Here is a 12395-nt window from a genome sequence, read left to right as displayed (position 1 = left end):
GCAATCACGGTCGGGGACCACCGGGAGCCGGGGACATATGGGGCATCTCCGGATGCCGGGTCCACACCCCGCGCCCGTTCGCGTATGGTCACGCACACCTACTCCCGGCGACCGTGGTGCACCCGTGATCCGATTCGACAGTGTCTCCAAGTCCTACCCGAAGCAGAGCCGTCCCGCACTCAGAGATGTCTCCCTGGACATCGCGAAGGGCGAGTTCGTCTTCCTGGTCGGCTCCTCCGGCTCCGGCAAGTCCACCTTCCTCAGGCTCCTCCTGCGCGAGGAGCGGGCGAGCCACGGACAGGTGCACGTACTGGGCAAGGACCTCGCCAAGCTCTCCAACTGGAAGGTCCCGCAGATGCGGCGCCAGCTGGGGACCGTGTTCCAGGACTTCCGCCTGCTGCCCAACAAGACGGTGGCCGAGAACGTCGCCTTCGCGCAGGAGGTCATCGGCAAGCCGAGGGGCGAGATCCGCAAGGCCGTCCCGCAGGTCCTGGAGCTGGTCGGCCTGGGCGGCAAGGAGGAGCGGATGCCCGGCGAGCTCTCCGGCGGCGAGCAGCAGCGCGTGGCCATCGCCCGCGCCTTCGTCAACCGCCCGGCCCTGCTGATCGCCGACGAGCCCACCGGCAACCTCGACCCGCAGACCTCGGTCGGGATCATGAAGCTGCTGGACCGGATCAACCGGACCGGCACCACCGTGATCATGGCGACCCACGACCAGCAGATCGTCGACCAGATGCGCAAGCGCGTCATCGAACTCGAACAGGGCCGACTCGTGCGCGACCAGTCGCGCGGCGTCTACGGCTACCAGCACTGAAAGGTCCCTGAGACGCAATGCGCGCCCAGTTCGTCATGTCGGAGATCGGCGTCGGTCTCCGTCGCAATCTCACCATGACCTTCGCGGTCATCATCTCCGTGGCCCTGTCGCTGGCCCTGTTCGGTGGCTCCCTGCTCATGCGCGAGCAGGTGAGCAGGATGAAGGGCTACTGGTACGACAAGGCCAACGTCTCGATCTACCTGTGCAACAAGCAGGACGCCGAGGAGGCGGGCGGGACGAAGCCTGACTCCGGTCAGGGCGGCGCCACCGGCGTCGCCACCTGCTCCAAGGGCGCGGTGACGGCGGAGCAGAAGCAGCAGATCGAGTCCGAGCTCAAGAAGATGGACCTGGTCAAGTCCGTCGCCTACGAGTCGGCCGACGAGGCCTTCAAGCACTACCAGGAGCAGTACGGCCACACCGCGCTGGCCTCCTCCATCACCCCTGACCAGATGCAGGAGTCCTTCCGGGTCAAGCTCAAGAACCCGGAGAAGTACAAGGTCGTCACCTCGGCCTTCGCGGGCCGCGACGGCATCCACACCGTCGACGACCAGCGCAAGGAGATCGACGACCTCTTCCGGATCCTCAACTACCTCAACTTCGCCGCGCTCGGCATCATGCTGATCATGCTGATCGTGGCACTGCTGCTGATCGTCAACACCGTGCGCGTCTCGGCGTTCAGCCGTCGGCGGGAAACGGGGATCATGCGGCTGGTGGGCGCCTCCAGCTTCTACATCCAGGTCCCCTTCATCATGGAGGCCGCCGTCGCGGGCCTGATCGGCGCCCTGTTCGCCTGCGCCATGCTCGCCTCCGGCCAGTACTTCGTGATCGACCACGGCGTCGGGCTGCGGGACAAGATCCAGCTCATCGACTTCATGGGCTGGGGATCGGTGCTGGGCAAGCTCCCGTACGTGCTGTTCATCGGCGTCCTGATGCCCTCCATGGCCGCCTTCATCGCATTGCGCAAGTACCTGAAGGTGTGACAAGCGCCCCGTGAGCGGTCCGGTCAACCATCCGTACCGGCACGGGGCTTGTCCTAGACTCGGCGCCATGCTGGGCTTGCCGAGTATCCCCGCCTTCTGTCTCCGGCCCCGCGACCTGCGTCGCGGGGCCGTCTTGACGTTGGTCTTCCTCGCGTCCGTCGCCACCGCCGCGGGCACCGGCTGCTGGGACCGGGGGGAGGCCGCCGCAGCCTCCGCTTCCGCCTACGGCGCCCGTACGGACGACGCCCCGCCCGAGGCGTCCCGCCCCGCCGGCACCGCCGACCGGGAAGCCGTCGCCCGCGCCGCCGCCGAGGCCGTCGCGGAGGGGAAGTCCGGGAAGAAGGCCGCCCAGGAGGTGGTCAGCCGCAGCGGCGACCGCTGGGGCACCGTCTACGACCAGGGCGAGTACGCCGCCTTCGCCGAGGACCTCGACGGCAGCTGGACCGGCGTCGGGGTCTGGGCCGGACGCGGACCGGACGGCCGCATCGAGGTCGACAAGGTGCAGCCCGGCAGCCCCGCCGCCCGGGCCGGCCTGCGCGCCGGGGACCGGCTGCTGAGCATCGACGGGCAGACCGTCACCGGGCTGGCCGTCGCCGACGTGATCGCCTTACTGCGCGGCCGGGCCGGCACCCCCGTCGTACTGAACCTGAGCCGGGACGGCGCCGACCTCACCGAGACCGTCCGCCGCGAACAGCTGCGCACCGAGCCCGTGACCGTACGGCGGCTGCCCGGCGGGATCACCGTCATCAAGGTCGCCTCCTTCACCCGCGGCTCGGGCGAGCGGGTGAAGGCCGCCGTCCGCGCCGCCCCGCCCGGCGCCGGGGTCATGCTCGACCTGCGCGGGAACCCGGGCGGACTGGTCACCGAGGCGGTGGCGGCCGCCTCCGCCTTCCTGGACGGCGGGCTCGTGGCGACGTACGACGTACGGGGCTCCCAGCGCGCCCTCTACGCGGCCCCGGGCGGGGACACCGCCCGGCCGCTGGTGGCCCTGGTGGACGGCGGCACGATGAGCGCGGCCGAGCTGGTGACGGGCGCCCTCCAGGACCGCGGCCGGGCGGTGGCGGTGGGCACCCGGACCTTCGGCAAGGGCTCGGTCCAGATGCCGACGGAGCTTCCGGACGGCTCGGTGGCCGAGCTGACGGTCGGCACGTACCGCACGCCGGCGGGCCGCAGCCTGGACGGTGGCGGCATCACCCCGGACCTGGCGGCGGGCGAGGGCGTCGAGGAACGGGCCGCGCAGGTATTGGGTGGCCTCGGGGTGGGTCCGTAGTGCGAAAATGGCCGCACTATGGCTAAGGAAAAAGGGCGCAAGCTGATCGCCCAGAACAAGAAGGCGCGGCACGACTACACGATCATCGACACCTACGAGTGCGGTCTCGTGCTCACGGGTACCGAGGTCAAGTCCCTGCGCCAGGGCCGGGCCTCGCTGGTGGACGGCTTCGTGTCGGTGGAGAGCGGCGAGGCCTGGCTCTACAACGTGCACGTGCCGGAGTACAGCCAGGGCACGTGGACCAACCACAGCGCGCGGCGCAAGCGCAAGCTCCTGCTGCACCGCGAGGAGATCGACAAGCTGGACTCGAAGACGGGGGAGACGGGCAACACGATCGTGCCGCTCGCCCTGTACTTCAAGGACGGCCGGGCGAAGATCGAGATCGCGCTGGCGAAGGGCAAGAAGGAGTACGACAAGCGGCAGGCGCTGCGCGAGAAGCAGGACACGCGCGAGACGAACCGGGTGATCTCGGCTGTGAAGCGCAAGGAGCGCGGCCAGCTCTAATCTCCTGGCACGCGGTGGTCCACTTCGCGTACGATGGCGTAAGCACCACGCGCTTGCGAGTGGTGCCGGTCGAGCGGGACGCATGGAGAGCGCCGGCTGGATCTCATAACTGAACAGCGTGAAACATGGGGATGATCGGTTTCGACAGCGGATGTCGATGCAGGGGAAGCGAGCCGAGGAAGCGGCAATGATCTCGCTAACCACATGTCGCAAAAAATAATCGCCAACTCCAAGAGCGATAACTCCCGCTTCACCCTCGCTGCCTAATAACAGTGAGCTGAAGCCTCTGTGAGGAGCGTCAGCCCGGAAGTGGTCCCGGTCCGGATCCTGGCGTCAATTAGGGATCTAAACCTCTAGCCCCGGTCACGGGGGTTGGAGGGAAACCAAACAGTGACTGAGCCCGTCGGAGACTTGTCCGTGTGATCTCCGGGGCCGAGAAAAGCGCAGCGGACTGCGCTCGGAGAAGCCCTGCTTCTGCACCGTTGGACGCGGGTTCGATTCCCGCCATCTCCACCACCCCATGTGGATGGACCCCCTGGTCTGCGACAGCGTCGCCGGACCGGGGGGTTCTCGCATGTCAGGGGTCAGTAGTGGTGGCTTCCCCCGCGGCTGTGCTCTCACGGTCACGGGCCACGGCCTCCATGAGCCGCCGGGCGTTGGCGGGGGAGCGGAGCAGGTGGAGGGTCTCCTGCCACGAGTCGTAGTCGTCGGCGGACATGAGGACGGCGTCATCGATCATGAGGGCAAGGTAGCGAGAAACCCCCTCGCGGATGTGGGCTTCAGGCCCTTCCCGGAGTGCCGGGCGCGCGCCCTCGTCGCGGCGGTACCGTGAGGTTTCGAGTGGCCCGCACGACTGAGGAGGACACGTGACTGCGCCGATCCCTGCCGACGGGCCGCTGATCCCGATGCCGGAGCTCACGGTCGCCGCGATGAGGCGTGCCGTCGCCCGGATCACCCCATCCCGCGTACGCGCCTTCGACGAGCATTTGGCAGAGGCTGCCACGAACGCGCAGCAGGCCCAGAGTCTGGCCCCACTGCGTGCTTTCATCCACGTCTGGGCCGTCAACGTGGCCATCGCCCGTTACCCCGCTCGCGCTGCCCGCTTTCGCGCGTTGGAGGCCCTCATCGATGCAGGGAACGAGGACCCTACGGAAGCGCTCGCGGAGATCCAGCAGATCCTCGACGGGGCAAAGGCCGAGGCGGGTTTGTGAGCGAGTGGCGATGGGATTACAACACGGACGATCCCGCGTATCACACCAGCAGCCTGCCTCCCGGGTGATCGCCGAGGTCGAGCGGCTGGCCACGGAACTCGCGGCCCTGGGCCGGGATGCCGTGCGAGCCGGAAATCCCACCGGCCAAGAGGGCGGCCTGCGCGGCTTTGACATCCTCGGCGGTCGCGGCGTGGTCCAGTTCCTCGTCGTTCCGCGCCATGAGTGCGTGTACGTGTGCAACATCGTTTGGTACGGGTAGCGCTCGACGGCGAAGGCCCCGCGGCCTCAAGGCTGCGGGGCCTTCGTCATGTCTGGCGGGGAGCTGCTAGCAGAACGGGACCTTGTTGAGGTTCAGGGCGTAGCGGGCGGCGATCCAGCCGCTGCCGTCGGCGAGCTTGTACCAGATCGAATTGCCGTCGACGTTCTGGCCGTTGACCTTGCACTGGAGGGCGACGATCGTGCCGGTCTTGGCCTTGCCGGTCTTCGCGTAGTGCGTGCCGGGGCCGGAACGGACGCCGAGTCCCTTGCCCTTGGCGACGATCTTCGCCTTCGGGGTCTCGTGGTGGCCGCCGCACTTCCCGCAGGTGCCGGGCTTGCCGGTGTCACCCTTCGGGCCCTTCGGCCCCTGGGGTCCCTTGGGGCCCTGCGGGCCGATCGGGCCGGGCTTGCCCTGGTGGCCCTTGGGGCCCTGCGGTCCGGCCGGGCCGGGCTTGCCCTGGTGACCCGGGTTGCCCTTGGGGCCCTGCGGGCCTCGCTGGCCCGGCCTGCCCTGGTCTCCCTTCCAGCCCTTGTCTCCCTTGTCTCCCTTGTCTCCCTTGGGGCCGGCGGGTCCGCCCGGGCCTCGCGGGCCGGCGGGGCCGGTGTCGCCCCTGGGTCCGCCACCCGGGCCCTGCGGGCCTTCGGGTCCCCGGGGTCCTCCGGGTCCGGCCGGGCCCTCGGGCCCCTCGGATCCCTGCGGTCCGGCGGGGCCGGGGTTGCCCTGGGGGCCCCGGGGCCCGGCCGGACCGGGCTTGCCGCGCTCACCCCGTTCGCCGCGCTCGCCCTGGTCTCCCTTGTCCCCCTTCTCGCCCTTGGGTCCGTGCTTGCCCGGCCTGCCGTGGTGGCCGGGCTTTCCGGGCTTGCCGTCGTCTCCCTTGTCGCCCTTGGGGCCGGCCACCGGGGTGGCGACGGCGAACAGGGCGGGCGCGGCGGTGTCGGTCGCCCACTCGCCGCCGTGCAGCGTCGTGCCCTGCGGGGCGTCCGCGTCCACCCGTACGGACACGCCCAGCCGCGTCTGCTCCTGCGCGGGGAAGGCGAAGCCGGCGCGGGTTCCGGCGTCGCAGGTCAGCAGCCGCGCGTCGGAGGACCGGGTGCACGGGACGGAGGCGCGCAGGCCGTTCCAGTAGAAGCCGGCCTCCGGGAAGGTCGTCCGTTCCGGGGCGACGATCCGGAAGCTGCTGCTGCGGGCCGGCTCCGCCCCGGTGGCGGCCGCGATGACGACGCGGCCCGTCGCGCCGGGAGCGATCGAGGGGACGTACGGCTGGGAGAAGCGGATGTTCGACGAGTCGGCCAGAGCCGGTACGGCCGGCACCAGACAGCTCGCGGTGACAGCTGCGACGAGCAGTGCGGCGGGCGCGACGGAGCGGGAAGCAGGCAAGGGTGGTTCCTCCGCAAAGGGAAGGGCGCTGGGGAAGACACCACAGTTATTGCCGATCTTGACCGTCCGCCGTGGGTACCACGCGGGAGCGATCACCCGGGCGCCGGATCGATCGCCCCGTCACACTGGCCAGAAGGGCCAGCAGCCCGGCCATCGCGGGCAGGACGTAAGCGGTTTCGGTGCCCAGGTGGTCGACGGTCAGGCCGGCGGTGGCCGAACCGGCCGCGATGCCCGCGAGGATGGCGGTCACCGCGAGGGTCATGCCCTCGTTCAGGCGGCCCTCGGGGGTGAGGTCATGGACCCGGGCCATCGCGGTGACCATCGTCGGGGCGGTGGCCATGCCGGCCAGCAGCAGGGCGCCCGCGAGGGCGGCCAGTGAGCCGGTGGCCGCCGCGGCCCAGGGCAGGGCCATGAGGACGGCCATGGCGCACACGCAGCCCCGCAGCGAGCGGGGGCGCAGGGTCCCGTAGAGCAGACCGGCCGCGCAGGAGCCCGCCGCCTGGAGGGCCAGTACGGGGCCGGAGGCGGCGCCAAGGCCGTGGGCGGCGAGATGGGCGATGGAGGTGACCTCCATCGAGCCGAAGACCAGGCCCATCGCCAGGAAGAGCAGCAGCAGCGGCCCCAGGGCGCGCAGCGGGGAGCCGCGCCGGGGCGCCTTGGTCACCGGGGGCTCGGTGGAGCGGCAGCAGACGAAGACCACCATGCCGGTGAGGAGCAGGGCCGCGCCCGCGAGGGTGCCCGCCTCGGGGAAGACGGTGGTGCAGAGGAAGGCGGCCAGCACCGGGCCGAGCATGTAGCAGAGTTCGTCGGCGGCCTGTTCGAAGGACATCGCGGTGTGGTGCGAGGCGGGTGAGTCGCGCAGCAGGCGGGTCCAGCGGGCGCGGGACATGCCGCCGATGTTGGGGGTGGTGGCGGTCGCCGCGTACGAGGCGAAGAGGGTCCAGGCGGGGGCGCCGGTCCGCACGCACACGACCAGGGCGAGCGAGCCGAGGACCGCGATCAGGGTGGCCGGGAGGGCGATCCTGGCCTGGCCGTGGCGGTCGACGAGCCGGGCGGTCCAGGGCGCGACGAAGGCGGTGGCGGCCAGCCCGGTCGCGGCGACCGCGCCGGCGAGGGCGTACGAGCCGCGCTGCCCGGCGATCATCATCACCGCGCTGATCCCGAACATGCCGATGGGGAGCCGGGCGATCAGGTTGCCGACGGTGAAGGCGCGGGTGCCGGGGAGGGCGAACAGCCGGCGGTACGGCCCGTGGGCGCGGGCGGGGCGGCGGGCCGGGGCCCCGGCGGGGGCGGCGAGGACGAGGGTGCCGCCGGTGACGGTCATCCGGGGCGTACGGGCGGCAGTAGGGGCAGCAGTACGGGCGGCGGTACGGGAGGTGGTGGCGGAGGCGGGCATGGGGAAAGCCTCGCGCCGGCCCCCCGGCGCGGTCCAACACCTGTTCCGGGGCCATTCACGCCCTTTCGTTGTTAGTCTCCGGGGGTGACACCGGTGATACCCCGCGACCTCGAACCCCGGCTGCTGCGCGGGTTCGTCGCCGCCGCCGAAGAACTGCACTTCACCCGCGCCGCCGCCCGCCTGTACGTCGCCCAGCAGGCGCTCAGCCGGGACATCCGCAGGCTCGAACAGACGCTGGGAGCGCCCCTGTTCACGCGCACCACCCGGCAGGTGGAACTCACCACCGAGGGGCACCGGCTGCTGCCGCTGGCCCGGCGGGTGCTGCGCGCCCACGAGGAGCTCGCCGCCGCCTTCGGCGGGGCCGCGGAACCCCGGGCGCTGCTCGTCGACCTCAACACCGACGGCCCGAGCACGGGGCGCGCCGTGCTGGAGCGGGCCCGCGAACTCGCCCCGGACCACGAGCTGATGGCCCGCTTCGAGAGCGGGCTCACCCACGCCGCCGCCGAGATCGCGGCCGGGCGGCTGGACGTCTCCTTCGGGTACGCCGACGGGCTGGACCCGGCACTGCGGGCCCGGCTCGCACGGCGGCCCGTACGGTACGAGCCGCTCGCCGTCCTGCTGCCCGAGGACCACGCCCTGGCCGCGCTGAGCCCCGTACCGCTGGACGCGCTGGCCGGGGAGAGCGTGTACACGGGCGCCGGGAACCCGCGGACGCTGGAGTGGACGGGGCTGGCGCGCGAGCTGTTCGCCGGGCGGGGGATCGGGGCGGCGCCGCCCGCGCCGGTGGCCGTGGGGAAGGAGGAGTTCCGCCGGGTGATGGCCAAGACCCGCAATCCGGTGCTGGTGACCGTGGACTTCCCCGACATGCCGGGGAGCGTGAAACGGCCGCTGACCGCTCCGGTGCCGCTGTCGCCGCTGTCGATGGTGTGGCGGAAAGGTTTCAGCCATCCCGGGCTGGACGCCCTGCGCGCGGCGGCCGACGCCCTGGCCGCCGAACGGGGCTGGCTGGAGGTGCCGCCCGGGAGCTGGGTGCCCGCCCGGCTCACACCCGGCCCGGGCGGCGGGTGAGTCCAAGGTTTCGCAGTGGTCATCGGGCGGGGACCGGAGCCGAAACGCGCCACGCCTAGGGTCTTCACCACGGACGCGACAGCTGTGGAGGCTTGTGATGACCGGTACCGCACCGCGCAAGGGGGGCCGCTGGATCGAGCGGTGGGAACCCGAGGACGAGGCGTTCTGGAAGGAGACGGGGGAGCGGATAGCCCGCCGGAACCTCCTCTACTCGGTCCTCTCCGAGCACATCGGGTTCTCCATCTGGTCGCTGTGGTCGGTGATGGTCCTCTTCATGGGGCCGCAGTACGGGATCGACCCCGCGGGGAAGTTCTTCCTCATCGCGACCGCGACCCTGGTCGGGGCCCTGGTACGGATCCCCTACACCTTCGCCGTCGCCCGGTTCGGTGGCCGGAACTGGACCGTCGTCAGCGCCCTGCTGCTGCTCGCGCCGACCGTGGCCGCGCTGGTGGTCATGGAGCCCGGGACCTCGTACGGCACCTTCCTGGCCGTGGCCGCGCTGACCGGTGTGGGCGGCGGCAACTTCGCCTCGTCGATGACGAACATCAACGCCTTCTTCCCGCTGCGAAAGAAGGGCTGGGCCCTCGGCCTGAACGCGGGCGGCGGGAACATCGGGGTTCCCGTGGTGCAGCTCGTCGCGCTGCTGGTCATCGGGACCGCCGGAGCCGGCCACCCGCGGCTGCTGCTCGCCGCGTACATCCCGTTCATCGTGGTCGCCGCCGTCCTGGCTGCGCTGCGCATGGACAACCTGGCGCCCGTCAGCAACGACACGGGCGCGGTGCGCGAGGCCCTGCGCGAACCGCACACCTGGATCATGTCCTTCCTCTACGTCGGCACCTTCGGCTCCTTCATCGGCTACAGCTTCGCCTTCGGGCTGGTGCTCCAGACCCAGTTCGGCCGGACCCCGCTCCAGGCCGCCTCGCTGACCTTCATCGGACCGCTGCTCGGATCCCTGATCCGGCCGGTGGGCGGGGCGCTGGCGGACCGCTTCGGCGGGGCGCGGATCACCCTCGGCAACTTCGTGGCGATGGCCGCCGCGACCGGAGTGGTGATCTTCGCCTCGGTACGGGAGTCGCTGCCCGTGTTCCTGGCCGGGTTCGTGGCGCTGTTCGTCCTGAGCGGCCTCGGCAACGGGTCCACGTACAAGATGATCCCCGGCATCTTCCAGGCCAAGGCGCTGGCCCGGGGCATGAGCGGCGAGGGCGCGGCGGCCTACGGGCGCAGGCTCTCCGGGGCGGCCATGGGGCTGATCGGCGCAGTGGGCGCGCTCGGCGGGCTGGGCATCAACCTGGTCTTCCGCGAGGCGTTCCTGAGCTCCGGATCCGGAACGGCCGCCTTCGTGACCTTCCTCGGCTGCTACGCGGTGTGCTGCGCCGTCACCTGGGCGGTATACCTTCGCCGGCCCGTCGCCCCCGCGGTCCCGGCCGCCGGAGAGACGGTGAAACCGCAGCTCACGTCGGTGTAACAGCGCTTAACCGCACCGAAATACGGTGGAACCGAGCCTGACACGCCGCATTGGCAGGCTCGGTTCCGCGATGCGATACCGACCCACTGGGCAAGGCAGGTCACGATGGACCACGACAGGCAGACCGGTCCGCTCGCGGGCTTCACCGTCGGAGTCACCGCAGCGCGCCGGGCCGACGAACTGATCGCCCTGCTGCGCCGCCGCGGGGCCTCCGTCCTGCACGCGCCCGCGCTGCGGATCGTCCCCCTGGCCGACGACAGCGAGCTGCTCGCCGCCACGAAGGACCTCATCGGCTGCGCGCCCGACGCGGTGGTCGCCACCACCGCCATCGGCTTCCGCGGCTGGATCGAGGCCGCCGACGGGTGGGGGATCGGCGAGGAGCTGCTGGAGCGGCTGCGGGCCACCGAACTGCTGGCGCGCGGGCCGAAGGTCAAGGGCGCCATCCGGGCCGCGGGGCTCGTCGAGGCCTGGTCCCCGCAGTCGGAATCGCTCGCCGAGGTCCTGGACCGGCTGCTCGGCGCCGGGGTGGCCGGGCGCCGGATCGCGCTCCAGCTGCACGGGGAGCCGCTGCCCGGCTTCGTCGAGGCCCTGCGGGCCGGCGGGGCCGAGGTGGTGGTCGTGCCCGTGTACCGGTGGATGGCGCCGGAGGACCCCGGTCCGCTGGACCGGCTGCTGGACACGGTGATCGCCGGCGGGGTGGACGCGGTCAGCTTCACCTCGGCGCCGGCCGCGGCCTCCCTGCTGTCGCGGGCCGAGGAGCGCGGCGTACGCGAGGACGTGCTGGCCGCGCTGCGGGGAGGGGTGCTGTCGGCGTGCGTCGGGCCGGTGACGGCCCTGCCGTTGCAGGCGCACGGCGTGGACACGGTCCAGCCGGAGCGGTTCCGGCTGGGCCCGCTCGTGCAGCTGCTCTGCCAGGAACTGCCCGGCCGGGCCAAGGTGTTGCCGGTGGCCGGGCACCGCCTGGAGATCCGCGGGCACGCCGTGCTGGTCGACGCCGAGCTGCGGCCGGTGCCGCCTGCCGGAATGGCCCTGCTGCGGGCGCTGGCCCGGCGGCCGGGCTGGGTGGTGGCCCGGGCGGACCTGCTGCGGGCCCTGCCGGGGGCGGGCCGGGACGAGCACGCCGTGGAGACGGCCATGGCCCGGCTGCGGGGGGCGCTGGGGGCGCCGAAGCTGATCCAGACGGTGGTCAAGCGGGGGTACCGGCTGTCGCTGGACGCGGGCGGGGAGCTCAAGTACGCGGGCTCCGAGCCGGTCTGAACCGGCCCGGCCCGCCCCGCCCCCGCCCCGGCCCGCCGAGCCGGGGCGGGCCCGGGCGTTGCCGGGCGGGGCTGGGCAGGCCCGGGGGCTTCGGCTAGCGTGCCCGGATGATCATTGACGGAGTGGAGATGAGGGGCCTCGCGCTCGGGGACGCCGCCGCGCTCGCCGAGGCGTTCACCCGCAACAAGGCGGCCATGGCGCACATCGAGCCGGTCCGGCCCGCCGCCTTCTACACCGAGCAGGGCCAGCGCGACCGCATCGAGGGCGCGCTCGCCGACCGGGACGCGGGCCGGCTGCGCCCGTACGTGTTCGCCGAGACCGCGACCGGCGGACTGATCGGGGCGATCAACCTCGGCTCCATCGTCCTCGGGCCGCTGTGCAGCGGCGGCCTCGGCTACTGGGTGGACGAGGCCTGGCACGGCAAGGGACTGGCCACGGCCGCGGTGGAGGAGGTCTGCCGGATCGCTCGCGACGAGGTGGGGCTGCACCGGGTCGAGGCCGGGACCCTCGTCGACAACCTGGCCTCGCAACGGGTACTGGCGAAGGCGGGCTTCGAGCGGTACGGGCTCGCGCCGCGGTACCTGCACATCGCGGGTGCCTGGCGCGACCACCGGCTCTTCCAGCGGCTCCTGCACGACGAGCCGCCGGGGCACTAGCCGCCCTGGCGGGCGGACCCGGGGCTCCGCCCCGGACCCCGCGCCCTCCTCCTTCGCCGACCAGGTCACGCGGATGGCCCGGGACGTGGGTACGGAGGGCCGGCTCGGCGGCCAGGCCCGGGTGGAGGGGGTGTCGGG

12 protein-coding genes, 1 other RNA gene and 1 pseudogene are annotated in these 12395 nt (G+C 72.1%); 10 read left to right on the top strand and 4 right to left on the bottom strand.

Features of this window, described 5'->3' with window-relative positions; genetic code table 11:
* Nucleotides 1-124: 124 nt before the first annotated feature.
* The 5 genes from ftsE to ssrA all read left to right on the top strand — a co-directional run bounded on the left by ftsE (nt 125) and on the right by ssrA (nt 4084).
* Nucleotides 125-814, top strand: coding sequence for a cell division ATP-binding protein FtsE (ftsE, locus tag AB0D94_RS28430; RefSeq protein ID WP_266936419.1), 690 nt, complete (start codon nt 125-127; stop codon nt 812-814).
* A gap of 17 nt (nt 815-831) precedes the next feature.
* Complete coding sequence (gene ftsX, locus AB0D94_RS28425) at nt 832-1794, top strand: permease-like cell division protein FtsX (RefSeq protein WP_362057135.1); 963 nt, start codon at nt 832-834, stop codon at nt 1792-1794.
* Nucleotides 1795-1861: 67 nt separating this feature from the next.
* Nucleotides 1862-3064, top strand: coding sequence for a S41 family peptidase (locus AB0D94_RS28420; protein WP_362057132.1), 1203 nt, complete (start codon nt 1862-1864; stop codon nt 3062-3064).
* Nucleotides 3065-3082: 18 nt separating this feature from the next.
* Nucleotides 3083-3568 (top strand): SsrA-binding protein SmpB, encoded by a 486-nt coding sequence (gene smpB, locus AB0D94_RS28415; RefSeq protein ID WP_362057129.1) that lies wholly within the window; start codon nt 3083-3085, stop codon nt 3566-3568.
* Between the two features lie 127 nt (nt 3569-3695).
* Nucleotides 3696-4084: a transfer-messenger RNA gene (ssrA, locus tag AB0D94_RS28410) on the top strand.
* A gap of 61 nt (nt 4085-4145) precedes the next feature.
* Here ssrA and AB0D94_RS28405 read toward each other — a convergent pair.
* Nucleotides 4146-4298, bottom strand: a pseudogene (locus AB0D94_RS28405) (type II toxin-antitoxin system prevent-host-death family antitoxin); the annotation flags it as partial.
* A 136-nt stretch (nt 4299-4434) separates the two neighbouring features.
* Between AB0D94_RS28405 and AB0D94_RS28400 the strand changes: the two are divergent.
* Nucleotides 4435-4779 (top strand): DUF6247 family protein, encoded by a 345-nt coding sequence (locus AB0D94_RS28400; protein ID WP_362057126.1) that lies wholly within the window; start codon nt 4435-4437, stop codon nt 4777-4779.
* A gap of 40 nt (nt 4780-4819) precedes the next feature.
* Here the strand turns inward: AB0D94_RS28400 and AB0D94_RS28395 are convergent, their stop codons facing one another.
* From AB0D94_RS28395 to AB0D94_RS28385, 3 genes are all read right to left on the bottom strand, one after another.
* The gene (locus AB0D94_RS28395) at nt 4820-4999 is read right to left on the bottom strand and encodes a hypothetical protein (protein ID WP_362057123.1); all 180 of its coding nucleotides are present in this window, start codon (nt 4997-4999) and stop codon (nt 4820-4822) included.
* 105 nt (nt 5000-5104) lie between these two features.
* The gene (locus AB0D94_RS28390) at nt 5105-6415 is read right to left on the bottom strand and encodes an SH3 domain-containing protein (protein WP_362057120.1); all 1311 of its coding nucleotides are present in this window, start codon (nt 6413-6415) and stop codon (nt 5105-5107) included.
* Between the two features lie 46 nt (nt 6416-6461).
* Nucleotides 6462-7739 (bottom strand): MFS transporter, encoded by a 1278-nt coding sequence (locus AB0D94_RS28385; RefSeq protein ID WP_362057221.1) that lies wholly within the window; start codon nt 7737-7739, stop codon nt 6462-6464.
* Nucleotides 7740-7904: 165 nt separating this feature from the next.
* Between AB0D94_RS28385 and AB0D94_RS28380 the strand changes: the two genes are divergently transcribed.
* The 4 genes from AB0D94_RS28380 to AB0D94_RS28365 all read left to right on the top strand — a co-directional run bounded on the left by AB0D94_RS28380 (nt 7905) and on the right by AB0D94_RS28365 (nt 12257).
* Nucleotides 7905-8879 carry a LysR family transcriptional regulator gene (locus AB0D94_RS28380; protein WP_362057218.1) on the top strand — a complete coding sequence of 325 codons (975 nt, stop codon included), beginning with the start codon at nt 7905-7907 and terminating at the stop codon, nt 8877-8879.
* A gap of 97 nt (nt 8880-8976) precedes the next feature.
* Nucleotides 8977-10344, top strand: coding sequence for a nitrate/nitrite transporter (locus tag AB0D94_RS28375; RefSeq protein ID WP_362057117.1), 1368 nt, complete (start codon nt 8977-8979; stop codon nt 10342-10344).
* A gap of 105 nt (nt 10345-10449) precedes the next feature.
* Nucleotides 10450-11601, top strand: coding sequence for a uroporphyrinogen-III synthase (locus AB0D94_RS28370; RefSeq protein WP_362057114.1), 1152 nt, complete (start codon nt 10450-10452; stop codon nt 11599-11601).
* Nucleotides 11602-11708: 107 nt separating this feature from the next.
* On the top strand, nt 11709-12257 hold the full coding sequence (locus AB0D94_RS28365; protein ID WP_362057111.1) for a GNAT family protein: 549 nt from the start codon (nt 11709-11711) through the stop codon (nt 12255-12257).
* Nucleotides 12258-12395: the final 138 nt, after the last annotated feature.

It is taken from the genome of Streptomyces sp. NPDC048255 (genome assembly GCF_040652415.1).
GTDB lineage: Bacteria > Actinomycetota > Actinomycetes > Streptomycetales > Streptomycetaceae > Streptomyces.
The sequence above is the reverse complement of the archived record's forward strand: the minus strand, read 5'-3'. Positions and strand labels throughout refer to the sequence as shown.